The sequence below is a fragment of the Qipengyuania rhodophyticola genome, from assembly GCF_042493225.1.
Classification (GTDB): Bacteria; Pseudomonadota; Alphaproteobacteria; order Sphingomonadales; family Sphingomonadaceae; genus Erythrobacter.
Genome location: NZ_CP170454.1, coordinates 2,254,175 through 2,278,943 on the forward strand (window position 1 = coordinate 2,254,175; position 24,769 = coordinate 2,278,943).

General features: G+C 55.8%; 23 protein-coding genes. 11 read left to right on the top strand and 12 right to left on the bottom strand.

From position 1 onward, the window contains the following. Positions 1–59: 59 nt before the first annotated feature. Entirely contained in the window at positions 60–815 is a 756-nt protein-coding gene (gene mazG, locus ACFCXQ_RS10785) for a nucleoside triphosphate pyrophosphohydrolase (RefSeq protein ID WP_379550466.1), read from the top strand. Here mazG and hflX read toward each other — a convergent pair. From hflX to dusB, 7 genes are all read right to left on the bottom strand, one after another. Then, positions 810–2,144: a GTPase HflX gene (gene hflX / locus ACFCXQ_RS10790; protein ID WP_379554635.1), complete on the bottom strand. Its 1,335-nt coding sequence runs from the start codon at positions 2,142–2,144 to the stop codon at positions 810–812. The two genes, mazG and hflX, sit on opposite strands and share 6 nt — an antisense overlap. A 44-nt stretch (positions 2,145–2,188) precedes the next feature. Next, positions 2,189–2,734: an RNA chaperone Hfq gene (hfq, locus tag ACFCXQ_RS10795; protein WP_379550468.1), complete on the bottom strand. Its 546-nt coding sequence runs from the start codon at positions 2,732–2,734 to the stop codon at positions 2,189–2,191. A 174-nt stretch (positions 2,735–2,908) separates the two neighbouring features. Beyond that, positions 2,909–4,297: a sigma-54-dependent transcriptional regulator gene (locus ACFCXQ_RS10800; RefSeq protein WP_379550470.1), complete on the bottom strand. Its 1,389-nt coding sequence runs from the start codon at positions 4,295–4,297 to the stop codon at positions 2,909–2,911. A 14-nt stretch (positions 4,298–4,311) separates the two neighbouring features. Next, positions 4,312–6,588 (bottom strand): sensor histidine kinase, encoded by a 2,277-nt coding sequence (locus ACFCXQ_RS10805; RefSeq protein ID WP_379550471.1) that lies wholly within the window; start codon positions 6,586–6,588, stop codon positions 4,312–4,314. A 61-nt stretch (positions 6,589–6,649) separates the two neighbouring features. Next, positions 6,650–8,062, bottom strand: a complete 1,413-nt coding sequence (locus ACFCXQ_RS10810) for a sigma-54-dependent transcriptional regulator (protein WP_379550473.1) — start codon at positions 8,060–8,062, stop codon at positions 6,650–6,652. 3 nt (positions 8,063–8,065) lie between these two features. Further along, on the bottom strand, positions 8,066–9,127 hold the full coding sequence (locus ACFCXQ_RS10815) for a two-component system sensor histidine kinase NtrB (RefSeq protein WP_379550475.1): 1,062 nt from the start codon (positions 9,125–9,127) through the stop codon (positions 8,066–8,068). Then, positions 9,124–10,137 carry a tRNA dihydrouridine synthase DusB gene (gene dusB / locus ACFCXQ_RS10820; protein WP_379550477.1) on the bottom strand — a complete coding sequence of 338 codons (1,014 nt, stop codon included), beginning with the start codon at positions 10,135–10,137 and terminating at the stop codon, positions 9,124–9,126. The genes ACFCXQ_RS10815 and dusB overlap by 4 nt, the downstream gene beginning before the upstream one ends. A gap of 96 nt (positions 10,138–10,233) precedes the next feature. Between dusB and ACFCXQ_RS10825 the strand changes: the two genes are divergently transcribed. Genes ACFCXQ_RS10825 through ACFCXQ_RS10835 form a run of 3 tightly spaced genes read left to right on the top strand, consistent with a single transcriptional unit; the run spans position 10,234 to position 12,485 of the window. Next, on the top strand, positions 10,234–11,394 hold the full coding sequence (locus tag ACFCXQ_RS10825; RefSeq protein ID WP_379554637.1) for a bifunctional 2-C-methyl-D-erythritol 4-phosphate cytidylyltransferase/2-C-methyl-D-erythritol 2,4-cyclodiphosphate synthase: 1,161 nt from the start codon (positions 10,234–10,236) through the stop codon (positions 11,392–11,394). Continuing rightward, entirely contained in the window at positions 11,391–11,945 is a 555-nt protein-coding gene (locus ACFCXQ_RS10830; protein WP_379550479.1) for a hypothetical protein, read from the top strand. Before ACFCXQ_RS10825 ends, ACFCXQ_RS10830 begins: the two co-directional genes overlap by 4 nt. A gap of 9 nt (positions 11,946–11,954) precedes the next feature. Continuing rightward, positions 11,955–12,485, top strand: coding sequence for a CinA family protein (locus ACFCXQ_RS10835; protein ID WP_379550480.1), 531 nt, complete (start codon positions 11,955–11,957; stop codon positions 12,483–12,485). Positions 12,486–12,507: 22 nt separating this feature from the next. On the opposite strand, the gene ACFCXQ_RS10840 is transcribed toward ACFCXQ_RS10835, so the two are convergent. Together ACFCXQ_RS10840 and lipA are read right to left on the bottom strand one after the other, a co-directional pair. Beyond that, on the bottom strand, positions 12,508–12,972 hold the full coding sequence (locus ACFCXQ_RS10840; RefSeq protein WP_379550482.1) for a type II toxin-antitoxin system RatA family toxin: 465 nt from the start codon (positions 12,970–12,972) through the stop codon (positions 12,508–12,510). Beyond that, the gene (gene lipA, locus ACFCXQ_RS10845; protein ID WP_379550484.1) at positions 12,972–13,913 is read right to left on the bottom strand and encodes a lipoyl synthase; all 942 of its coding nucleotides are present in this window, start codon (positions 13,911–13,913) and stop codon (positions 12,972–12,974) included. Before lipA ends, ACFCXQ_RS10840 begins: the two co-directional genes overlap by 1 nt. A gap of 103 nt (positions 13,914–14,016) precedes the next feature. Between lipA and ACFCXQ_RS10850 the strand changes: the two genes are divergently transcribed. The 4 genes from ACFCXQ_RS10850 to ACFCXQ_RS10865 are packed head-to-tail and all read left to right on the top strand — an operon-like array spanning position 14,017 to position 16,703. Continuing rightward, positions 14,017–15,003, top strand: coding sequence for a sodium-dependent bicarbonate transport family permease (locus ACFCXQ_RS10850; protein ID WP_379550486.1), 987 nt, complete (start codon positions 14,017–14,019; stop codon positions 15,001–15,003). Further along, positions 15,000–15,308: a P-II family nitrogen regulator gene (locus ACFCXQ_RS10855; RefSeq protein WP_379550488.1), complete on the top strand. Its 309-nt coding sequence runs from the start codon at positions 15,000–15,002 to the stop codon at positions 15,306–15,308. The genes ACFCXQ_RS10850 and ACFCXQ_RS10855 overlap by 4 nt, the downstream gene beginning before the upstream one ends. After that, positions 15,308–15,949 (top strand): carbonic anhydrase, encoded by a 642-nt coding sequence (locus ACFCXQ_RS10860; RefSeq protein ID WP_379550490.1) that lies wholly within the window; start codon positions 15,308–15,310, stop codon positions 15,947–15,949. The genes ACFCXQ_RS10855 and ACFCXQ_RS10860 overlap by 1 nt, the downstream gene beginning before the upstream one ends. 40 nt (positions 15,950–15,989) lie before the next feature. Beyond that, positions 15,990–16,703, top strand: coding sequence for an NYN domain-containing protein (locus tag ACFCXQ_RS10865; protein ID WP_379550492.1), 714 nt, complete (start codon positions 15,990–15,992; stop codon positions 16,701–16,703). Positions 16,704–16,840: 137 nt separating this feature from the next. Here the strand turns inward: ACFCXQ_RS10865 and ACFCXQ_RS10870 are convergent, their stop codons facing one another. Then, complete coding sequence (locus ACFCXQ_RS10870) at positions 16,841–18,190, bottom strand: hypothetical protein (protein WP_379550494.1); 1,350 nt, start codon at positions 18,188–18,190, stop codon at positions 16,841–16,843. 307 nt (positions 18,191–18,497) lie between these two features. On the opposite strand from ACFCXQ_RS10870, the gene gyrA reads away from it, so the two are divergent. Both gyrA and ACFCXQ_RS10880 read left to right on the top strand, forming a co-directional pair. Beyond that, positions 18,498–21,293 carry a DNA gyrase subunit A gene (gyrA, locus tag ACFCXQ_RS10875; RefSeq protein ID WP_379550496.1) on the top strand — a complete coding sequence of 932 codons (2,796 nt, stop codon included), beginning with the start codon at positions 18,498–18,500 and terminating at the stop codon, positions 21,291–21,293. After that, complete coding sequence (locus tag ACFCXQ_RS10880) at positions 21,290–22,144, top strand: TauD/TfdA dioxygenase family protein (RefSeq protein WP_379550497.1); 855 nt, start codon at positions 21,290–21,292, stop codon at positions 22,142–22,144. Before gyrA ends, ACFCXQ_RS10880 begins: the two co-directional genes overlap by 4 nt. Here the strand turns inward: ACFCXQ_RS10880 and ACFCXQ_RS10885 are convergent. Further along, positions 22,141–22,884: a lysoplasmalogenase family protein gene (locus tag ACFCXQ_RS10885; protein WP_379550499.1), complete on the bottom strand. Its 744-nt coding sequence runs from the start codon at positions 22,882–22,884 to the stop codon at positions 22,141–22,143. The genes ACFCXQ_RS10880 and ACFCXQ_RS10885 overlap by 4 nt on opposite strands. Here ACFCXQ_RS10885 and trmFO point away from each other — a divergent pair. After that, positions 22,883–24,265, top strand: coding sequence for a methylenetetrahydrofolate--tRNA-(uracil(54)-C(5))-methyltransferase (FADH(2)-oxidizing) TrmFO (gene trmFO, locus ACFCXQ_RS10890; RefSeq protein WP_379550501.1), 1,383 nt, complete (start codon positions 22,883–22,885; stop codon positions 24,263–24,265). The two genes, ACFCXQ_RS10885 and trmFO, sit on opposite strands and share 2 nt — an antisense overlap. Here trmFO and ACFCXQ_RS10895 read toward each other — a convergent pair. Further along, positions 24,262–24,732 (bottom strand): hypothetical protein, encoded by a 471-nt coding sequence (locus tag ACFCXQ_RS10895; protein ID WP_379550502.1) that lies wholly within the window; start codon positions 24,730–24,732, stop codon positions 24,262–24,264. The genes trmFO and ACFCXQ_RS10895 overlap by 4 nt on opposite strands. Positions 24,733–24,769 lie beyond the last annotated feature (37 nt).

Genomic DNA, 24,769 nt, shown 5'->3' on the forward strand with positions numbered 1-24,769 from the left:
CGTGGCACCATGAGCTTGCTGGTAATTGTAGAGCGCAAATTTTCGAAAGTGTCCCGGCCATGTCTGACAACGTTGAACGTCTTCTCAAGGTCATGGCCACTTTGCGTGATCCCGATGGTGGATGCGAATGGGATTTGGCGCAAAACTTTGCCTCTATCGCGCCATACACAATCGAAGAAGCCTATGAGGTCGCTGACGCGATCGAACGAAACGATATGGTCGAGTTGCGTGACGAATTGGGCGATCTCCTGCTCCAGGTGGTGTTCCACGCGCGTATGGCCGAGGAAATGGGGTATTTCACGTTTGATGACGTTGCCGCGGCCATTTCCGACAAGATGGAGGCGCGGCATCCCCATATCTTTGCTGGCGCTGCTGGGACGATGGACGACACGCGCTGGGAAAGTCTTAAGGCTGTTGAGCGAGAGGCTAAGGGCGCGAGAAGCGAGATGGACGGGGTTGCGCTAGCGCTCCCTGCTCTGCTTCGGGCTCAAAAGCTGCAAAAGCGCGCCGCACGCGACGGCTTTGACTGGCCAGATAGTTCTGGTTCGGAGGCCAAGATTGCAGAAGAAATCGAAGAAGTTAAAGGCGCTTCGCAAGATACTTTAGAGGAGGAAGCCGGTGACCTTCTCTTTGCAGCAGTCAATTTTGTCCGAGCTCATGGGGTTGACGCGGAAACCGCGCTGAAAGCTGCTAATGCGAAGTTTGAGCGGCGTTATCGCGGGATGGAAGAGCGAGCTGCGGGCAAATTCTCTGCACTCGATCTCGATGCGCAAGAAGAGCTCTGGCGACAGGTCAAAAGAGCCGAAAAATCATAGTGTCTCGAACTGCCCGAGCTCCTTGGGGTTCAGGCGAACGGTCAATCTGCGTTGTGGCTCTTGGCCTTCAATGCCCGCATCCACATCGCTGAGCACCTCGCCATGCGCATGAAGCCATGCGATCTTACGCCCGTCACTGGCCGGTAGAGCAAATTCATGCGTTGTTGCCTTCCCTGTAAGCAGCGCGCTTAAACGTTCTTCTAAAGCTGCTACGCCGTCGCCAGTGATTGCGGAAAGCGGGACAATCATTGGATCATTCCCAGCGACTACGCTTAGCTCTTCGCGCTTCTGAGCAGGGACGGCATCCCACTTGTTCCATACTTCCAAGATCGGAATCTCGGTACCTGGCTGTCCCGCGTTAGCCCCCTCCTCTACTTGATTTTCTTCGGGGTCAGTGACCCCCAAATCCTGCAAAATCTGCATAACCTGATGTTTTTGCGCAGCTGCGGCCTCATTCGACATATCACGCACATGACAGATGATATCGGCGCTGGTCACTTCTTCCAGAGTGGCGCGGAAGGCTGCGACCAATTCAGTCGGGAGGTCGGAGATGAAGCCGACCGTATCGGAGATGATCGCCTTCTCAATTCCGGGGAGCGATAATGCCCGCATGGTTGGGTCAAGCGTCGCAAAAAGCAAATCTTCAGCCATCACTTCAGCGCCAGTCATGTGGTTGAAAAGCGTCGATTTACCGGCGTTTGTATAGCCAACCAAAGCTATGATTGGCCACGGCGCCCTTCCCCGCCTTGCCCGGTGAAGGCTGCGGGTTTTTCGCACCTGCTCCAGCTCTCGGCGCAAACGCCCCATGCGCTGGCGGATCATGCGGCGATCAGCTTCAATCTGAGTTTCGCCGGGGCCACCAAGGAAGCCAAAGCCGCCTCGCTGACGTTCCAAGTGTGTCCAGCTGCGGACTAGACGGCTCTGCTGATAATCAAGATGCGCAAGCTCGACTTGTAAGCGTCCTTCAGCTGTCGCTGCACGCTCCCCAAATATCTCAAGGATTAGCCCCGTTCGGTCGATAACTTTGCGTTTTAGGGTCTCTTCAAGATTACGCTGTTGGATCGGGCTCAGCGCGCCATCTACGATAACCAGCTCGATCTCGCCTTGCTCGCAAGCGATTTTGATGTTTTCGACTTGGCCAGATCCAAAGAGTGTATTTGGCCTGACAGTGCGGACTGGAACAATTGTTTGCTGCGTAACGACAATTCCAATTGCCAGAGCTAGACCAACCGCTTCAGCCAAGCGGCCGTCTGCATCGAGGTCATAGGAAAGACTCTTGATGTCAGGGCAAATGACGAGGGCCCGCGCGCCGCGCGAGACCTCACCCATCAGATTGTCATCGAAACTCAATTTTGTTCTGCTCTAAAGTCGGCTTAGCCGTCCCAATCTTCACTTAGATCGACTGAGGTAGCAGGCTGAACGGTGGAAACAGCGTGCTTATATGCCAACTGCACATAGCCATCTCGTTCGAGCAGCATGCAGAAGAGATCGTAAGCTGCGATCTGCCCTTGCAGCATGACGCCATTGACGAGGAACATTGTGACTTCCGCTCCTGCCTCGCTGACACGGCTAAGGAACACGTCCTGAAGCAGCCTGTGTTTGGACCCCGCGCCCTGGCTGTTGAATTGGCTCACTTCGACTGGCGCACCTGGCATGATCGTTGAAATTGCATGCTTATATACCAGCTGTGACTGCCCATCGCGGCGCAGCAGAATCGAGAAATTGTCGAACCAGGTGACGATGCCTTGAAGCTTAACGCCCTTGACGAGGAACATGGTGACAGGGGTTTTATTCTTGCGAAGAAAATTGAGAAACGCGTCTTGCAAACTTTGCTGCTTTCCAGGTTTCGCTTTGTTTTCAACGGTTTCTGGAGTTGGAGCGGTTTTTGGACGTGCCGATAGCGTATTTTCACTAGCCATTGTTATTCTCCTATTGTTGGCGCACCAAACGGGGGCGGCACGCAATCTGGGACAAATCTACAATGAGTTGCCCCGTATTATCTTCCGAACAAATCGGACCTTAGGTTTATGAAGAAGTTCGGCGAAGGTAAAGCAAAACTGCTTTTCTAAAGATCTGCGGTAGAAGTGATGAGGTCAATTTTTCCGATCAATTGCTTTACGATCGGCCATTCCCAAGAGTTTTAGCTTCCGATGGAGTGCAGATCGTTCCATCCCGATAAAAGTGGCGGTTTTCGAGATGTTGCCAGAAAAACGACGGATCTGGACGGTGAGATATTCACGCTCAAAGTTCTCCCTCGCTTCCCGCAAAGGCGCTCCCATCAGCGCTGCAACACCGTTGTTGGCGCCGAGGCTGCCACCGGAAATCTCGTCAGACAGCATTTCTGTCTCGATTGTCTCCAATTGCTCGCGCGGGGTCAGGATAATGGTCCGCTCAACCACATTGCGCAGTTGGCGAACGTTGCCAGGCCAATCATAGGCCTGCATCGCAGCCATAGCATCTTTGCTGATTCTAGGCGCGGGAATACCCTGTTCTGCCGCATAACGCGTGAAGAAATGGTCGGCCAAGTCAGGAATGTCATCGCGCCGCTCGGCTAGCGAGGGGATAGTCAGCGGGACAACGTTGAGCCGGTAATAGAGGTCTTCGCGAAAGCGCTTCTCCTCCATCTCTTGTTGCAGGTCGCGAGATGTTGAGGAGACGACACGCACGTCCACCCCGATCTGGCGCGAGCCCCCAACCCTCACAAAGCTCTGCTCGGTCAGTACGCGCAGGATGCGGGCCTGTGTGGAGAGCGGCATGTCAGCCACTTCATCGAGGTAAAGCGTGCCGCCGTCGGCCAGTTCCAGCAGGCCGGGGCGCACCAGCTTGCCCTCATTCTCTTCGCCAAACAGCTCATGCTCAAAACGGTCGGGCGTGATCCTGGCCGAATTGACCGTGACGAAGGCATCATTCGTTCGCGGGCTCCATGAGTGGAGAATGCGCGCGGCGATTTCTTTGCCCGCGCCTGCGGGTCCGGTAATCAGCACCCGGCTGCCCGTATTTGCCACGCGCTTAAGTGTCGCCCTCACCTGCGTAATCGCGGCGGAATTACCAGTAAATTCGATACCATTTGTGACATCAATTTTCAGACCAGTGTTCTCGCGCCGTAGCCGCTCGGTTTCCGTTGCCCGCGCCACCAAATGCAGTAGGCGCTCAGCCTCAAACGGCTTCTCGATAAAATCGAGCGCGCCGCGGCTCACAGCGGAAACGGCGGTGTCTACATTGCCGTGACCGGAAAAGATGATCACGGGCAATTGCGGCTCGCGCTCTTTGATCTCATCGAGAACCTCAAGCCCGTCCATCTCGCTCCCATGCAGCCAGACGTCTAGCAAGACCACGCTAGGTCGCTTTTCATCAATCGCACCTAGCGCTTCCGTGCTGTTGGCCGCGGTGCGGCATTCATATCCTTCATCGCTCAATACGCCGGATACAAGCTCGCGAATATCGCGCTCATCATCAACGATCAGTATATCAAGTGCGGCCATGCAATCAGATCTTTCTATTCATTGCCTGGTTGGGGAATGTCTTGGATTTCAATCGGCGCAAGCGCGAAACGTAAGGTCACCTGCGTGCCTTCTTGCGGAGCGCTCTCATCAATCGAGTTGAAGGTGATATCACCGCCATGTTCCTCGACGATCTTGGTAACAATAGCGAGGCCGAGCCCGGTGCCCTTCTCTCGCTTGGTGACGTAAGGCTCGACTATCCGCTCGCGGTCTTTCGGAAGCCCGATGCCATTGTCGGATATGGTGACCTCGAAATGTGTCGCGTTTGTTTTTAAGCCGACAGCGATTTCGCCGCGATAGTCAGGTTCGGCATTCGCGGCTTTCGCCTCCACTGCTTCGACTGCATTTTTGAGCACATTGGTGACGGCTTGCCCCAGTTGATGGCGATCGCATTGGAGGCTGATCGGTCCTTTGACTGCATTGTTGAGCTTGAAGTTGACATTTGGGTGGCCGACCTCTTGCAGGAATAGGGATTGCCGCACGAGATCCAAACCATCTTCGGCGCGGAAAACGGGTTTGGGCAGACGTGCAAATGAGGAGAACTCATTGACCATTTTGCGCAGTTCGCCGACTTGCCGAACGATTGTGCTGGTGAGTTCATCAAATAGTTCGCCATCCTCATTGATTTGCTTGCGATAACGGCGGTTTAGGCGTTCAGTCGCAAGCTGAATGGGGGTCAGCGGGTTTTTGATTTCATGCGCAACCCGGCGCGCAACATCTGACCATGCAGCCTGACGCTGATCGAGCAATTGCCGCGTAATATCCTCAAATGTTACCACATAGCCGTCGCGTTCTTTGGCAATCTTGACGGCTAGCGTCAGCAGCTCACCTCCTTTGGACAGACTGATGATGCCTTGCGGCAACTCAGCCTCGATCATTACGTCGATTTGCGGCGCGAGATCAGCCAGAGTGCGTGGATTACCATCACCGCTGTCAGCTTGATCTTGGAGCATTGCTTGAGCTGGACCATTCATCAGCAGAATGTTGCGGTTCCCATCCGTCGAGATAACGCCTGCGCTGACGGACTCGAGCACCGCCTCGATAAAGCCGCGACGCTCTTCAATTTGGTGGTTGGCGGTGACCAGTGCGTCGGTTTGTTTCTCGATCTGCGCGGTCATCCGGTTGAAAGCACGGTTGAGGAGGCCAATCTCATCACCGCCTGTCCGTCCGGACACGCGGGCTGCAAAATTACCCTGTCCAACACTGCGCGCGGCGCTCACAAGGTCTGTTAGTGGTTCAATCTGACGGTCTGCGAGCCTAAGTGCGAACCACACGGCCAAGCCAACAAGCCCAAGGCTGACGAAGAACAGAGCGAGATTAAACCGTAGTTGCAATGCACGCGCGCGCTGGGTCAGTACGGAGTAGGCGCTCGAGATCTGTTTCGCGCTTTCCCAACTCTGGAATGACGCGGCTTCTGCGCTACGCGCGTTGTAGAGATAAATTCCGCTGTCACGGTCAATCGGCGCAACCGCTTCAATGCGCGCTGGCCCTCCTCGGATTGCAACGCTTTCGCCTTGCGCCAGCGTCGCCAGAGAAGCTTGCGCAAACTGTGTTGGTTCATTGCCTTCGCTCAGACCGTAAGCAAACGCTGTGCGCAGAGTACCATCAGGTTGCGCCTGAAGAATGGCGCTTTCGGTCACATCACGTGGTTCTGCCTGATAACGATAAAGCTGCGGCCAAGCCTCACTCGTGAGTGTTTCGCGCTCGAGATAAAAGCGAAAATCGCCTGCCATCGCGATTGTATGCTGAGCGACGTCGAGCTGATTTTCCTCATAATAACTCTCAGCAAGCTGATTGGCGTTCTCCATGAGTCCGCGAGAATTGTCCGAAAACCAGAAATCAACGCCGGATTGGAACAGGAAGGCAGCGAAACCGGCGACGAGCAACGTCGGCACTGCGGCGATGAGTGAGAAAAAGAAAACCAGCCGCACATGTAATCTCGCCGTGCTGCCTGCTGCCCGACGCAAGGCCATTCTGCGACCCAGTAGGACCAACATTCCCATTGCAGGCAGAAGGGTGCCGATAAGAAGGAAGGAAACTTGCCTTGATGGAAGCAATTGGCCGTCGGGCGGCGCATTCGTAAAGGCGAGGTAGGTGCTCGCCACCATGACCAGAAACGCCAGAGCACAGCCTATTTCAAGCCACAAGAACAGGTTTGAGCGGCGCGATGTGACTACAAATTGCCTGATCCAGCGCGGCGTCTGGCCGTGATTCTGGCGCGTATTTCGACCGGATGTTGCCGGAGCTGAATCGGTATGCGCCTGTGATGCCATCGTTGCAGAGTAACAACATCACTGTGGCATTTCTGCAAGATGAAACCAGACGAGCTGTTTATCAGTGTCGTTGAACGAATGTTTCTGGGTAAATCTGCAGCTCACTGAGGCGTTTACGCAACGTGTTGCGATTGATACCCAGCAACCCGGCTGCTCTTACCTGATTGCCGCCTGTCTCGCGCAAGGCATGCTCAAACAGCGGCTTCTCGAATGCTGCAAGCGCATTGTGGTAAAGCGTGCCCGGCACTGTCGGTTGGCCTTCAAGCCACTGTGATAGGGCGCTTGCATAGCCATCTTGTTCTGTCCCCGAAGTTTGCGAGACAACATCGGGCAGCACGTCATTGACTGTCGCGAGGCTAATGATGTCATCGCGGGCCAACAGTGCCAGGCGAAAGATAACATTGCGCAGCTCGCGGACATTGCCACGCCAAGGCCGTGTTTCAAGTTCGGCGATTGCATCTTTGTCGATTTGCCGTGTAGGCAACCCTTCACTCTCCGCTTGAAGAAGGAAATGCCGCGTCAGCGCGCCCACATCATCGCGGCGCTCACGTAATGGCGGGATATGAATTGGGACAACATTGAGACGATAATACAGATCCTCGCGGAATGACCCCGCCGCAATCATCGGCTCTAGCGCGCGGTTAGTCGCGGCAACAATACGTACATCAACCGCAATCTCCTGCCTACCGCCGACGCGTCTGATCCGGCCAGACTGGAGCGCTCTCAATAGCCGTGTTTGCGCTTCTGCCGGCATGTCGCCAATTTCGTCAAGGAACAGCGTGCCGCCATGGGCTTGCTCAAACTTGCCGAGCTGCTGGCTCACCGCCCCGGTGAAGGCGCCCTTCTCATGGCCGAACAACTCGCTTTCGATTAGATCATGCGGGATAGCGGCCGTGTTGACCGCGACAAATGGACCCGTTTTGCGTTGTCCGAGCTCGTGAATGGCCTCAGCGACCAGCTCTTTGCCGGTGCCGGATTCGCCAGTTACGAGCACGGTGAGGTCGTTGCGCATGACCCGTGTGATCATCCGGTAAACCCCCTGCATCGCCTGGCTGCGCCCAACAAAAGGCAAGTCGCTTGGAGTGTCTTCGCTGCCAAGAGAGGGGCCTGCTCGCTGAGCGACAGCTTGCTGGACCGCACCGGTCAGTTCATCAAGGTCAAACGGTTTTGGGAAGTACTCAAAGGCGTTGGTGTCACTGGCCCTAACGGCGGTATCGAGGGTGTTCTGCGCCGAGAGGACGATCACAGGCATGTCAGGCGCGGCCGCCTGAACATTCTCCATTGTCTCTAGGCCATCGCCATCATCCAACATCACGTCAGTAAGCATGACATCAAACTGTTCCGCGCTTAGCAGCCGGTCGCGCTCAGCGATGCTGGTGCACCCCGTGACAAGGAAGCCTTCCTCTTCCAGCGCAGCTCTGATGACGGTGGCAATCCCGGCATCATCTTCGACCAGTAGAACGCTATGTGCCATCTGCTATTGCTTCTCTGCCACGGGCAGGTTTACCCGGAAATTGGTGGTGCCAGCTCGCGCATCTCGGTCATGGCTGATCCGGCCCCCCATATCACGCACAAGCTTGCGAACCAGCGCAAGCCCCAAGCCCTGACCATTGGTTTTGCCGCTCACAAATGGCTCGAAAAGATGGTCGCGTAGGTCTGCTGGAACGCCGGGCCCATTGTCCGAAACCGCGATTTCGATCGGCAAATGGGTTGATTTGCCTAAGCGCAGCGCGCTGAATCGCATGCCGCTAACGTAGCGAGTCTTGACCGTAACCTGCGGTTCTTCAACCTCGGCACATGCATCGCTTGCATTGGTTATGAGGTTGATGAGCACTTGCTCAAGCCCGCCCTGATCGGCTTCAACCGGTGGCAGCGACGGATCAAATTCCTCAACCAAGGGCACGCTCTCGGGGCGCGCGGCGCGAACCGTTGACATCGCGTTGCGGATCGACTGGTGGAGATTGCAAGGCCCGGTTTTGGCGACAGGCTTGCTACCCAATTGCTGCATTCGATCAATGAGCTCAGCGATCCGGTCCGTCTCACCGGTTATCATATCGGTAAGCGCCTTGTCTTTCTCGTTCACACGGCGCGCGAGCAATTGGCTGGCCCCGCGGATAGCTGAGAGTGGGTTCTTTATTTCATGGGCCAGCACAGCGGGCGCCCGCAACTGAGTTTCGTCCTCATTCGGGTCACTATCCTGACCCACGTCTGAAAATGTAACGACGCGCCAGCCCTCATGCGTTGAAATCGGCGAGCTGGTTAGATTGACGACAGCGTCCTGCCCCCCTGCCCTTATGTCGATGCTCCTTGCGATCAGTCGGGCATCGCTCTTCGTCAAATTTTCACGCACACGCGGATCAGGAATTTCAATGACATCGCCGAGTTTTCGGCCAATCAATCTATGCGCGCTACTGCCCAATAGGTCTTCTGCTGCGTGATTGACCTCAGCGAGATTGCCTTTCTCATCCACTAGCACCATCGCGAAGATCAGACCAGCAAGCTGAGCGTCTGCATCTGGCGCAGCGACCTGTCCGTTCACGCCGCCCTGCGCCTCAGGAATGGCGTGTAAAAGCGTTCAATTTCACCCAGTACTTGGTCAGAATCGTCAATGAAGTTCACATGATTGCGAAATTCCGCTGACCCATGCATGCCCTTGGTGTACCAGCCCAGATGTTTGCGGGCGATCTTCGTGCCGACTTCCTTGCCGTAATGCTCAAGCATGGCGTTATAATGCTCTACAAGCACTTCATATTGCTCATCAAAACTAGGGCTGGCGAGTGTTTCGCCCGTTTGCCACCAATGCATGACTTGGCCAAGCAACCACGGTTTTCCATAAGCGCCGCGCCCAATCATAATACCATCCGCACCGGATTGCTCCAGCGCTTTTGCCGCGTCATCAACGGAGCAAATATCACCATTAGCGATGACTGGAATGGAGACCGCATCCTTAACCTTGCGGATGAAGGACCAATCTGCATCGCCCTTGTACATTTGGCAGCGTGTACGCCCATGGACAGTGATCATTTTGACGCCCAGATCCTCGGCAATATGTGCGAGCTCGGGGGCATTAAGGGACGCATGGTCCCAGCCCATTCGCATCTTGACCGTAACCGGAACATCGACCGCCTTAACGGTCGCCTCCATGAGCTTCGTCGCAAGCGGCACTTCGCGCATCAGGGCGCTGCCAGCGAGACCGTTGACCACCTTGCGCACGGGACAGCCGAAGTTGATATCGATGATCGCTGCGCCCTGGTCTTCGCTGAGTTTTGCCGCCTCGCCCATGCTTTCTGGATCACATCCAACCAGCTGCATGGACACAGGATCTTCAATTGGTGCCCAAGCAGCCTTCTGGATCGATTGGCGTGTCTCGCGAATGGCTGCCTGGCTGGCAATCATCTCGGTCACATTGAGGCCCGAGCCATAGCGGCGTACAAGCGAGCGAAACGGCATATCAGTGACGCCCGTCATAGGCGCCAATACGACGGGCGTATCGATGCTAACAGGCCCGACTTGAATGGGCTTTGGCGAGAATGGCGGCGGTGTAGTCATGACGTTAGGAACGGAGCGGTATCTCTGATTGCTTAAAATTTAGGCAGGCATCTAGTGCATTGCAGCATTGGGGGCAAGCCGCTAGCGCCGCTGATGATGAGCGCTCCCACTGCCCTCCCCGCATTTGATGCCATTATCGTTGCAGCAGGTAAGGGGCTGCGCGCGGGGCAAGAGCTGCCGAAGCAGTTTGCACTGTGGCGCGGGAAGCCGGTCCTGCAGCATTCGCTCGAGGCCTTTGCAGAAGCTGGGGCGCAGCGGATTGTGATCGCGATCCCCGATGGCACAGAGGAGATTGTTGCCGAGATCGCCCACGGGATCGATGCGGCTGAATGGGTGACCGGAGGCGCGACGCGGCAGCTTTCGGTGAGGGCAGCGCTTGAGCGCTTGGCGGACCGCCCTTCCCCGCATGTGCTGATCCATGACGCAGCGCGAGCAGATTTGCCGCTGACTGTGATAGACCGCCTGAGAAATGCGCTCGCTCGCAATAAGGGCGCAATCCCTGTTCTGCCAGTGGTGGATAGCCTTGCGGTAGCTGAGGGTGACCTCATGAGCGGGGCCGCACCCCGCGAGCAATTGCGCCGTGTCCAAACCCCGCAAGCTTTTCACTCCGACGCTATTCTTGCCGCGCATCGTGCTTGGGCTGGAGAAGCTGACGCTGGCGATGATGCGCAAGTCTTGCATGCGGCCGGACACAATGTCTCTCTCGTTCTAGGTGATGAGGCGCTCAAGAAGCTGACTTTTGCAGAGGATTTTATGTCTGACATCCCGATGGTCCGCACAGGAATGGGCTTTGACGTCCATCGCCTCGCGCCAAGCGAAGAGCTTTGGCTGGGCGGGATCCAGATCGAGCATACTCATGGCCTTGCTGGACATAGTGATGCAGATGTCGCCCTTCATGCGATCGTCGATGCGCTGCTCGGCGCTATTGCCGAGGGGGATATCGGCACGCATTTTCCGCCAAATGATCCGCAATGGAAAGGCGCATCCTCGGATCAATTCCTGGCGCATGCAGGAGAGCTCGTGACGCGCGCAGGCTTTGCTATCAGCAATCTCGACCTCACCATTATTTGTGAAGCGCCCAAAATTGGCCTGCACCGCCCAGCTATGCGGGAACGGATTGCGGAGATCCTGAGTATTGACATAGGCAAGGTGAGCGTGAAGGCGACCACTACCGAACGGCTTGGCCTGACGGGCCGCGGTGAAGGGATCGCGGCGCAAGCTGTGGCGACACTTATGCAAACAGGATTTGGGCAATGAACGCAGGCATATTTCGCAAAGCCACTATGACGGCGGCGTGTTTGGCGACGTTGGCAACCCCTTCGATCGCTGCGGCGCAAGGGTGCGTGGCGCAGGAGGATGTCAGCGACGGCGTCGTCTACGCGATGCCAATGCTCCTCGATGGTTTTGAGGCGAAGTGCAGCGAACAGCTTTCGTCTGATGGGTTTGCGGCACAAAAAGGCGCAGTGTTGAAAGAGCGATTTGTGACACTTCAGGACGATGCTTGGCCCGGCACATTTCGAGTTATCGGCCAATTCGCGGAACGAGGCCGCGCGCCCGGCGGCAAGAAGAGCAACAACTTCGTCGAGTCGCTAGAGACCCTGCCTGAGGATGCGGTTCGGCCGTTTGTTGATGCCTTGGTTACCCAAGAGATTACCAAGGTGATCCCCCATAAAGAATGCGCTAATATTGAGCGCGGGCTTGAGCTTATGGAACCGTTGCCACCAAAAAACTGGGGCGGGCTAGCGGCGCTGTTGTTTCAATTGGCGGGCGTCAAAAACCCATCAATCTGTTCCCCTGACATTGACTGACATACAATAATGACGAGCCTTCTCCCCTCAGACATCACTGCTCTTGCGAGCCAGGTGATTGAAGCCAATGCCGCAGCTGGCCGAACTGTTGCTCTCGCTGAGAGCTGTACCGGCGGCCTGGTAGCCGCAGCGCTTACGGAAATAGCCGGCTCGTCTGCAGTGCTTGACCGCGGGTTTGTGACCTATTCCAACGAGGCGAAGATGGAGAGCCTCGGCGTGGCGAGCGACATCATCGAAACGTTCGGCGCAGTATCCATCGCATGTGTTTGGGCGATGGCTAACGGGGCTCTTGCCAATAGCGATGCTGATATTGCCGTTGCGGTTAGCGGTGTGGCGGGACCCGGCGGCGGCACTGATCTGAAGCCGGTTGGGACAGTGGTGTTCGCCCGGGTTGAGCGCGGCGAAACGGGAGAGCCCCAAGGCGAACTCATGCGATTCGATAACGATGGCCGCTCTGCCATCCGTATGGAAGCCACCAAATGCGCTCTAAAAATGCTGATGCCGGACGGGAACGTTTCCGAATGCGCTGGCCGGGAATAAGCTAAGCGCTTTGCAAGCCGACTTAGGCGATTGCGCCCCGTCCTAGTGATTGGGGCGATCCATAAAGATCATTGGCGCGCGCCTCAAAAGCGCCCACCATCTTGCGAAAGGCCCGGTCAAAATACTGACCGGCAAGCGCCTCAAACACTCTGTTCTTGAATGTGAAATCAACGCAAAAGTGGATCTCGCATCCGCCGTTCTCGAGTGGCTTGAAAGTCCATTTGTTATCGAGGTCGCGCAATGGGCCGTCCATGTAATGAACATCAATTTCGTTTGGACGTATTTTGTTCACTTGAGATGTGAACTTCTCGCGGATTGATTTGAAGCCGACCAGCATGTCAGCGACCATTTTTGTATCACTATCGGAGCGAATGCGGGTTGCAACGACCCACGGCAGAAACTCTTCATAGCGACCGACGTCCGCGACCAGATCGAACATCTGTTCGCAGCTATACGGAAGCTGTCTGGTTTCGTTAATTCCCGGCATCAGACGCTTGCTTTCGCGAGCTTGGCCTCCCGCGCTGCACGCATTTCGGCAAAATCATCACCTGCGTGATAGCTGGAGCGGGTGAGCGGGCTAGAGGCGACCTGCAAAAAGCCTTTCGCCCGGGCAATTGAGCCAAAGGCAGCGAAGGCTTTTGGCGTCACGAAGTCCTCAACCTTGGCGTGTTTTGGCGTTGGTTGAAGATATTGTCCCATCGTAATGAAGTCGACATCGGCGCTGCGCATATCGTCCATCACCTGGTGCACTTCGAGCCGCTGTTCGCTCAGGCCGAGCATAATGCCCGACTTGGTGAATATCATCGGGTCATGCGCTTTGACTTCTTCGAGCAATCGCAAGGAGGCGTAATAGCGCGCGCCTGGCCGGATAGTCGGGTAAAGCCGCGGAACTGTTTCGAGGTTATGATTGTAAACATCTGGACCCGCTTCACAAATCGCCTCAACTGCCGGGCGCATCTTACCGCGAAAGTCCGGTGTAAGGATCTCGATTGTGGTGTTTGGCGTCTCTCGCCGCAGAGCTTGGATGACCTTCACGAATTGCCCTGCCCCGCCATCGGGCAGGTCATCGCGGTCAACGCTAGTGATCACGATATGCTCGAGGCCCATCTTGCCAGCCGCAATCGCGACATGTTCTGGCTCAAGCGGGTCGACCGTGCGCGGCATGCCAGTCTTTACATTACAGAATGCGCAAGCCCGTGTGCAAACATCACCGAGGATCATCACTGTCGCGTGTTTCTTGTCCCAGCATTCGCCAATATTAGGGCACGCTGCTTCTTCACACACGGTGTTCAGGTTAAGGTCGCGCATCAGCTTACGCGTTTCCTGATATCCTTTGCTGACCGGGGCTTTAACGCGAATCCAATCAGGCTTGCGTTGACGCGGAGCCCGGTTCTCTTCGGGCGTAGGGGCGCTGGAAAGATCGTTCATAACTCGCATGTAAGCGCGCAAGAGGCCTCGCGCAATGCCAGCTTTGTGCAGATGTTTGCAGGTTATCTTGCTCCTTTCGACAGGGTCGATTACGTCGCACCCTATGGATGCATCAGCGCTTCAAACATTTACTTCGCCAGTCGTCCTGTTTTTCGTGCTTGGGGTGCTGGCGGCTTTTGCCCGGAGTGATCTTGCAATCCCTGAAGCGATCGCCAAGGGAATGTCTCTCTATTTGATGGCGGCTATTGGCTTAAAGGGTGGCGTCGCGGTCTCCAGCTCAGGCATTGATGGAACGGTGTTGGCGGCGCTCGCAGTAGGTGTGGCGCTGGGGTTTGCCCTTCCCTTCCTTGCCTTCCCCGTGCTCAAAGGTTTTGGCAAGCTCGACCAAGTTAATGCTGGCGCAGTTGCCGCGCACTATGGCTCGGTCAGTGTCGTTACCTTTGTAACAGCCATTGAGATCCTAGAATTTCAATCCCGGCCCGCAGGCGGCTTCATGGTCGCTGTAATGGCGGCGATGGAGACCCCGGCAATTCTCTCGGGATTGCTGCTTGCGCGCGGCATGGGGTCGAACGGGAATGGCCAATCGACCGGTGAAATGTTACACGAAGTGTTCTTCAACGCCTCGGTTGTCCTGCTGCTCGGTGCATTTGCAATTGGTATGGTCGCCGGTCCTGATGGGTTCTCCGAAATCAGTCCATTTTTTGAGGCAGGATTTAAGGGTGTGCTGTGCCTCTTCCTCCTAGATATGGGCCTGATTGCTGCCCGTCGAATGATAGATTCGCGCTCCCTCACCTGGCGCTTGGTGGTGATCGCTATAGCTTTGCCAATCTTCAATGGAGCCATAGGTACGGTTGCAGGAACGCTCGTTGGTCTCGATGTTGGCTCTGCCGCTGCACTTGGCGTATTGACAGCCAGCGCGAGCTATATTGCGGTGCCAGCGGCCATGCGTCTTGCTCTGCCCGAGGCTGATCCCGGCATTTACCTCACCATGTCGCTCAGTATCACCTTCCCCTTCAACATCCTTATCAACATTGGCCTGATCAGCGCGCTAGCTGCCGTGCTGGCCGGTACACCAGGAGCCGTGCCATGATCGAAACTGTCGTTCGTAAGCGGATCGAGATTCTCACCGACTCTGCGCTTGTTAAGCGAGTGACCGATGCGATCGATAAGGTCGGTATTACCGGTTGGACAATCACGCCTGTTACATCAGGCAAGGGGCGCGATGGCCATTGGCGTGAAGAGCGGGTGATGGGCACAGACAAGGTTTTTGTCTTGACGGTGGCCCCACAGGACAAGGCAATGGCGCTCGCCGAGGATTTAGCACCTATCCTATCCTCGCACGGACTGCTCTTAACGATGTGGGATGTCGAGGTGATCCGAGGAGAGCGGTTCTAATGCCTGAATTTGCAAAGCTTCTCGAAGGCTATGAGCGCTTCCGGGGCGAATTCTACAAACATCACGAGGGCCAATATTCCAAACTTGCTGAGCACGGCCAACATCCGGAGCTGATGATTATCTCATGCTCTGATAGCCGAGTTGATCCAGCGCAGATATTCGATGTCGACCCCGGTGATATTTTCGTGGTTCGCAATGTCGCTGCGCTCGTTCCGCCCGAACATGACGGCGATGATTTGGACGGCGTTGCCGCTGCGGTAGAGTTTGCAGTCGGGGTGCTCAAGGTCCGGCAAATTGTGGTGATGGGACACAGCCTGTGCGGGGGTTGTCAAGCGGCGCTCACCAATGCGATGGCTGGGCGTGAACCTGGCGAAGGCGGATATGTCGCGCGGTGGGTTAATTTACTCTCGGAGCAGCGCAAAGCCATCTCGCAAGAAGTGGGAAATGAAGGCGCGGCAGCAAAGCGCGCGATGGAACACGCGGCAGTCCGTGCTAGCATTGCGAACCTGCGAACCTATTCTCAGGTTGCTGCACGCGAAGTTGAGGGATCGCTTGTGCTGCGCGGCACACATTTCACGATTCATGACGGTATGCTGCACGTTCTCAATCAGGAAACTGGCGAATTCCTCCCCGCAGAATAAGCGCTTGTACGTTCGGCACTGCGCGGCCATCTAATGCGTCATGTCTGATACAGAACTCAAAAACATCGCCCTGCTGATTGATGCTGATAATACCACGCCCAAGGGCATCGATCCCGTTTTGACCGTTATGGCTAAGCTGGGGCAGGTCAATATTCGCCGGGCCTATGGCAATTTTGCCAAGAGCAATCTCGCCAATTGGGAAAAGATCACGAACAAATTTGGCATTCGGCCCCAGCAACAATTTGATGTGACTAAGGGCAAGAACGCGACCGACATGGCTATGACCATAGATGCGATTGATCTGCTCAATCAGGGCAAGGTTGATGGTTTTGGTATCATGACTTCGGACAGTGATTTTACGCCGCTCGTGACCCGGCTGCGGCAAGATGGAATTCTTGTTTATGGGTTTGGTGAGAAGAAGACTCCGCAGGCTTTTCAGGCGGTTTGCACTCGGTTTCTTTACATAGATGATCTTATTGCCAGCACCTCAGAAGATACTGTGCCAAAGAAACGCAGCTCCAAGGCGGAATTGCAGGATTTAGACGCGCTGGTTCATGCCGCTTACGGCCAAGCCAAGCGCGATGAAAAGGGATTTGCGCGTCTATCTCAACTTGGCCAAATTGCTGGCAATCGTTCTAGCTTCGATGTTCGCAACTATGGATTTAAGAGCCTCAAAGAGCTGTTTGAATCGCTTGAAAATTTCAAATTGGAAACCCGAGAAGGCAATCAGGTCTACGTGAGACGACTGCGCTAGAAATAAGGCTTTAGTTGTTAGAACGATCTAACCCAAAAGTAGCTAGGGCGGGTGGCCTAGGGCAAAAGAAAAGGCGCGAGAATTTCTCCGCGCGCCCTCCCCATTTTCTGTCAGCTCTTGTAATCGCCAGTGGCCGCTTAACCGCCGACTTGTTCCGTGGCTGGTGCTGCAGGCGTCGCTGTTGCTGGTGCAGCCTGCGCCGCACCTTGTTGGTCAGCCCATGCCGCATAAAGGTTAGTGATCGTCTCGCGCTCACCCTCGACCTTGCCGAAAGTTGCTGCGGCTTCCGCAAATTTGCCCTGATCGAGTTGAGCGATGCCAAGACGGGTTAGCGCCAGTGGCATGTTTACGCCCGGCATACCGAGGGCCTTGGCGAAGAATTCCTCTGCTTCTGCGCCGCGGTCATAGCTCAAATATGCATCGCCTGCGGCCATAACTGTGCGAAGCGTTGCGCTCGCCGCGCGTGCATCGCGTCCAAGGGCAGGAAGATCAGCCTTGTCTGCCGCGATCCGGCCAGCTGCTTGAGCACGTGAGTCGCTGACGAAGCTATCGTCACGATCAAGCAACCCGGCCGCATAGCCTTCATCAATAACATTGGTTACTTCTGATGGATTGCGACGCGCATCTGCGGCCTCAATGTACTCCATGTACATATTAGCGTCACGCATCGTGCCGGTACGACGAGCAAGGCGCAGCAGGTCTAGGATCTCCGGATATTCAAACTGGCTCGTATTGAGCGCGATTGCAATGGCATCGCCCCACGATGAATTGCTTGGGAAATCACTCGCATAGAGAACCGAGAACGCCCGCGCTTGCTCAACAAGTTGGTTGTTGTAAGCGATCGCGACGCCGCGCTGCACCCAAGCTTGACTGACTTCTTGTCCTGCGGCCTGACGCGCTTTGATGGCGGCATCGAGGTAGCTGAGCCCTTCGGCATGCTTGTCTTCCGCAAAATAAGTCTCAGCAATGATCGCTTGCGGATCGTTTTGAGTATATCCAAGATCAAAGGCTGCCTGCACAAACTCACGTGCCTTACCGAATACGTTTTGGTTATAGGCGAGCTGGCCCGCTAGAAAATTGTACTGAGCCAAGTTAGCTGCGGGGACTTTACCGCTTGCAAGCATCATTTCAACGCCTTGTGACTGCGTCGCTGGATCGTTTGCTTTCTGGCCAATTGAGAAAATGAGACTGCCCGCTGCCATTCGGTCATCGGCAGTTTCAATTGCTGCGATAACTGCTGGTATGCCGGCCTTGAGGGTGGCTGGGTCGCCGCCCTCTGCCACTTGCGTGTTCAATGGCTGGTATGTCTCAACAAATGCCTTCGAGTAATCGGCTTTTGGAGCTTCTTCCTTCTTCTTCTTTTTGCGCTGCGCCTCAGCTGGCGCTTCAATCGCGACTGCTGTCATGGCTGTCCCTGTCGCAAGCGCCAAAGCGAGAGCAAATGCGCTTGAACGGGTTTTAGTCGATGCAAATCGGCTGAAGATCATGTGGTAGGCTCCTAGGAGTTATTGTGAGTCCAAGGATGCCTCTCACACCCTTGTGAATGATGCTGTGACTGCGCAAATGGCCTCGACAGCTCAATATTGCAAATATTCCTACATTATACGGGCTGAACGGGCTTTGAATATCGATGGAACGTGTTTCAGTCTGATACGTTCCACATCGCGCAAACCATGTGTGGAAAACGCACCCGATTTGCCCTGCTATTTCGCTCTTTGCATGGCGTCACGAGCGATTTTTCCGTAACGTTGAATGACGGATGGGCGCGAGCCTCAATTAAAAAGTTGTAAAATTTTGAGCGACGATACTGACCTGATCGAAACCCCGACACCTCGCGGCGATGAATTCACCCGCATCGACATCGTCGATGAGATGAAAACGAGCTATCTCGATTACGCGATGAGCGTGATCGTGAGCCGTGCCCTCCCCGACGTGCGCGACGGCCTGAAACCGGTTCATCGCCGCATTTTGTTCGCCAGTAAGCAAGGCAATTTCGTAGCCGGGCGTCCTTACGTGAAAAGCGCGAAGATCGTGGGCGATGTGATGGGCGACTATCACCCGCATGGCGACAGCGCGATTTACGACGCGCTTGCTCGAATGACGCAGGATTGGTCGCTACGCGTGCCCTTGGTCGATGGTCAGGGCAACTTCGGCTCGATGGATCCCGATCCACCCGCCTCCATGCGCTATACCGAGGCTAAGCTGGCCAGAGTTGCCAACACACTGCTGGATGATCTCGACAAGAACACGGTCGATTTCGTCGACAATTATGATGGCCGGATTCAGGAACCGTCGGTTCTGCCGGCGCGCTTCCCAAATCTGTTGGTCAATGGAGCTGGCGGCATCGCGGTCGGCATGGCGACCAATATTCCGCCGCACAACCTTGGCGAGGTAATCGACGGCTGTTTCGCCTATATGGACAACCCTGGGATCACTAGTGAAGAGCTCTTCGAGATCATCCCTGGGCCAGATTTCCCCACTGCCCCGCTGATCCTTGGTCAGTCGGGCGCGAAGGCGGCTTACACGACAGGACGCGGATCGATCATGATGCGCGCTCGGCATGAGATCGAGACCAAGCGCGGCGACCGTGAGAGCATTGTTCTCACCTCAATTCCTTTCCAAGTTGGTAAAGCAGGGCTGGTCGAGAAGATCGCCGATGCGGCCAAGGAAAAGCGCATTGAGGGGATTTCCGACATTCGCGACGAAAGTTCGCGCGCGGGCGTGCGGGTTGTTATTGATCTCAAGCGCGATGCGACCGCAGAGGTGGTGCTGAACCAGATTTGGCGTCACACCCCTGCGCAATCAAGCTTCCCTGCCAATATGCTCGCCATTCGCGGCGGAAGGCCAGAGACGCTTACTCTGCGCGATATCATTCAGAGTTTCATCGCGTTTCGCGAAGAGGTTATCACCCGGCGTACCAAGTTTGAGCTCAACAAAGTGCGCGAGCGCGCGCACGTTTTGCTCGGTCTGGTGGTTGCCGTCTCTAACCTGGATGAAGTTGTCGCGATTATTCGGGGCGCTGCCAACCCGGCCGAAGCGCGGGCGAAACTGCTCGCGCGGGAATGGTCCATTGGCGACATCGCTAAGTACATTCAATTGATCGAAGCGATCGAACCCAACGCTGAGCAGGAAGGCGGAACTTACCGCCTCTCCGAGCGGCAAGTTAAGGCGATCCTCGATCTGCGTCTCCATCGTCTCACCGGTCTTGGCCGCGATGAAATTGGCGACGAACTTAAAGAGCTTGCGGTTGCAATTGAAGAATATCTCTCAATTCTGTCAGATCGTTTGAAACTCTACGGCGTAATGCGTGATGAGCTGACCGAGATCCGCTCGACATACGCAACTCCGCGTGTGACCGAAATTGCGCCAGCTTGGGATGGTCTCGAAGACGAAGATTTGATCGAGCGTGATGAGATGGTCGTCACGGTTACCCATGACGGCTACATTAAGCGTACCCCGCTCTCGACCTTCCGTGCGCAGAATCGCGGCGGTAAAGGCCGTGCGGGTATGGCGACAAAAGATGAGGATGCCGTGCGGGAGATGTTTGTCACATCGACGCACAACCCTGTCTTGTTCTTCACCACCAATGGCAAGGTCTACCGCATGAAAGTGTGGAAATTGCCTGAGGGCGGCCCGCAAACGCGCGGACGTCCGATCATCAATTTGCTGCCGTCATTGGATGACGGAGAAACAATCCGCACGGTTCTGCCGCTGCCGGAGGATGAAGATGCGTGGGGCGCTCTGACCGTTGTGTTCGCCACGGCTGAGGGCAATGTGCGCCGCAACAGCATGGATGCCTTCACCAACATTCCAAGCAATGGCAAATTCGCGATGAAGTTTGCCGAGGAGAGCGATGACAAGTTAATCGGTGTTGCGCTGCTTGAAAGTGGGGATGACGTGCTGCTTGCTACGCGGATGGGCAAAGCGATCCGTTTCTCAGGCGAGGATGTTCGTGAGTTTGTGTCGCGAACCTCCACCGGTGTGCGGGGTATGAAGTTTAAGGAAGCTGGCGACGAGGTTGTTTCCCTTTCGATCCTTCATGGTGGCACTGCAACGCCGGATGAGCGCGACGCTTACCTCAAGCTTGCCCCGTGGAAGGCGGAAGACGATGCGCCAGAGCTTTCGAGCGAACATGCGGAAATGGCCGAGGCAGAGCAGTTCATTCTGACCGTCTGCGAGAATGGCTATGGTAAGCTGTCATCAGCCTATGAATACAGGCGCGCTGGACGCGGCGGCATGGGCATCACCAATATCGACAACATCAAGCGTAATGGCCGCGTTGTTGCGAGCTTCACTGCCACCCAAAGCGATCAATTGATGCTGGTGACAGATCAAGCCAAGCTTATCCGTATCGGGCTAGAAAGTCTGCGCGTGATTGGGCGTGCTAGCTCGGGCGTGCGCCTGTTTGATGTCGCCAAGAACGAGAAGATCGTCAGTGCCGTTCGGATTGATGAAACCGAAGAGCCGGAAAATGAGGCTGAAGAGGCCGTTGTTGAAGAGATGGTTGAACGCAAAGGTGGCGGAGACGAAACCACTCCTGACACGACCGCCCATTCCGACAAGAACATCGAAGACGAGCCTGGTGGATGACGCTGAGGGTTGAGCCCAGCGGTCAGGCATGCGGCGCTAGAGTTCGCGGCATTGATCTGTCCGCAACGCTTGATCCCGCGTTCGTCGCGGAAATACGCACCGCATGGTTAAAGCACCGTGTCCTCGCTTTTTCTGAGCAGTCTTCGATGGATGATGACGCGCTGGAACGCTTCACCTTGGCGATGGGCGGATTTGGCGAAGACCCATTCTTTGATCCTATCGACGGGCGTCAAAATATTGCGGCGATCCTGCGTGAAGCGGACGAAACTTCGCCGCTGTTCGCTGAAAACTGGCATAGCGACTGGACCTTCTTGGAACGTCCACCAGCCGGGACGTGCTTGTTGGCGATCGATGTCCCGCCAAGTGGTGGTGACACGCTGTTCGCCAATCAAATCGCGGCCTTTGCTGCCCTCCCTGACGAACGGAAAGCGTATCTGCGAACCCTGACTGCTTTGCACAGCGCAAAGCTCGCCTATGCTCCTGATGGGGCATATGGCGATGATGACGCCGGACGTTCGATGGCGATCAGGCCTGACGAAAGCGCAAACAAGGTCGAGGCCCATGCCCTTGTTCAGCCACATCCCGAGACTGGTGAGGAGGCGCTGTTCTCCACGCTCGGTTACATCATTGGCATCGAGGGAATGGAGCAACCCGAAGCGATTGCTCTGCTGTCAGAGCTGACCCAATGGCAGACGCGAGACGAGTTCGTCTATCGCCATGTCTGGGAGCCGGACATGCTCGTGATCTGGGATAATCGATCTGTGCTGCACAAGGCGACCGGAGGATATGAAGGACATCGGCGAGAGCTGCACCGCACCACGATCAAGGCATGGCAAGACGAAGCAGCTTAGTCGTCTTCTTCCGCGAGTTCATGTCGAAGCGTTTGCACAACGCCGGTTGCGATCAAGAACTGGCCGAGGAAATAGAGCGGCCAGATCGCAAGTTCGGCCATCCCGCCCAGAGCATTAGCGGCTAGTCCATCTGTGCCAACTTGCACGAATATGAGCATGTCAGAGGCCAAGAACAGCATAGCCCCCGCCCCAACCCTGTAGCGGGGGAAGCGGCTCATCCAGGCAGCTGCTGCCATTCCGCCTAGCGAAACGCCGTAAAGGGCGGCTTGCCAGCTGCTCGAAAGCAGCCAGCCTAATATTGGCGTCAAAATGAGGACGATCACTGCCAGCAACTTCTGGCTTGCGGAGGGATGCGCGCGCGGGAATTTGAGAAACAAAGTGATTGCCACCAAATGCGCGAAGAAGAATGCGATGCCGCCAGCCTCAAAGGCAATCTCGATCGCCATATCGCCGACGGCTGCAAGGGCTAGAGCCCCGGCCAGTAGTTTCGCATCGGGCCCAGGCCCCCTGCGTAGCGCATAAAGGGCAAGCATTGAAACGGCTGAGCCTTTGAGCAGGATCAACCATAAGCCGCCCACTGCGCTATCTTGCAGCAGATAGAATGCAAGTGCGGCGACCATTGCGCCAAACAGCCATGGGCGGTGATTAACAAGTGCGCGTTTTGGAATGATGTTTTCCCCTTGTCTGGTGTTATAGCCACCATTGCCCGCGCGAGCAAAGCCGACTAATCGGGCGCGCATGGCTCATGACGTACATATCATCGGCGGCGGTCTCGCCGGAAGCGAAGCGGCTTGGCAGCTGGCGCGTCGTGGCGTTTCAGTGCGCCTTTCCGAGATGCGCGGCGCACCTGCGGATAGAGGCGGCGAACAAACGCCCGCGCACCAGACGGATGGCTTGGCTGAGCTGGTCTGCTCTAACAGTTTTCGATCTGACGATGACACCAAAAACGCGGTTGGCCTGTTGCATTACGAGATGCGTGAAATGGACTCCATCGTTATGCGCGCAGGCGAAATGGCCCGTGTGCCCGCTGGTAGCGCAATGGCTGTTGACCGCGATGTGTTCTCAGCCGAGGTGGAAAAAGCGCTAGCTGAGCATCCCAATGTTGAGGTCGTCCGCGAGCGTGTTGATACTCTACCAGAAGCTGGCCTGACGATTGTCGCCACAGGCCCATTAACCGCCCAATCGCTCGCCCAGAGCATTGTGCAGGCGACGGGCCAAGACCGCCTTGCCTTCTTCGATGCTATCGCGCCAATCGTCCACCGCGACAGCATTGATATGGACATCTGCTGGATTCAATCGCGCTGGAACAAGCGAACCGAAGCCTCCAATGAAGAGGGCGATTACATCAATTGCCCTATGACGAAGGAGCAATATCTCGCGTTCCATCAAGGGTTGATAGATGGTGAGAAGACCGAGTTCAAAGAGTGGGAAGCCGACACTCCATATTTTGATGGGTGCATGCCGGTTGAAGTGATGGCCTCTCGAGGGGTTGATACCTTGCGGTTCGGCCCGATGAAGCCGGTGGGGCTCGACAATCCGCGCGACACTACGCCTGAATTTCCTCAGGGGCGATGGCCTTACGCCGTGGTGCAGCTGCGCCAGGACAACAAACTTGGCACGCTTTGGAACATGGTCGGATTTCAGACCAAGATGAAATATGGCGCGCAGGTTGAGCTATTCCGGACAATTCCGGGGCTTGAGAATGCCGAATTTGCGAGGCTAGGAGGCCTGCATCGTAACACCTTCATCAACTCACCTCTGGTGTTAGACCGCCAGCTGCGGCTCAAAGGCGGTGAGCACATCCGCTTCGCTGGGCAGATTACAGGCTGCGAAGGCTATGTGGAGAGCGCGGCGATTGGCCTGATGGCAGGCACAATGGCCGCAGCTGAATTTGCTGGAAGAGATTGGACCTCGCCGCCTGCAACATCGGCGTTTGGCGCGCTTCTTTCGCACATTACCGGCGACGCAGATGCAGAGAATTATCAGCCCATGAACGTCAATTTCGGGCTTTTTCCCCCGCTACATGACGTCCACAAGAAGCAGCGCAAAGAAGCCTATACACAGCGTGCCAAAAGTGATCTTGCTGATTGGCTTTCACAGCTTGAACTCGAACCTGCTTAGCAGCGGCAGGCCGGTTTTTTACGCGGTTTTGGCCGGGTGGTGGCAAATTCGCTTGGGGTTAACTCGCGGTCGCCATTAGCATCTGCGCCGTCAAAGCGGTTTGCGGTGGCGACTGCCCATTCTTCAAACGTCAGCAGATTGTTGCCGTCGGTATCGAGCTTCCTGAAAGCGTCTGTCCGGCTTGAGAGCATTTCAGCTCGGCTAATTTTCCAATTGCGATTGCGATCATAGCGGAAGAAGCGGCGTTGCTCTTTCGACAGCTCGCTTGCTTCAGGCGGCGCAGGTCCGCGCAAGTCCACTGTTTCCGCAATAGGCAGGCTGGGCTCTCCATCTTCAGCAGCCACTTGGACCGGTAGAGGCTCTGGAGGAGGTGCTCCTCGCTCTACTTCGGCCCTGCCCTGCCACCAGAACAAACCGACGCTCAGCAATGTAATTGTGCCAAAGGCGCCCAACGCAATTCGGCTCATGATCAGCCCCCCTTTAGGCAGTAGGACGATAGAATAG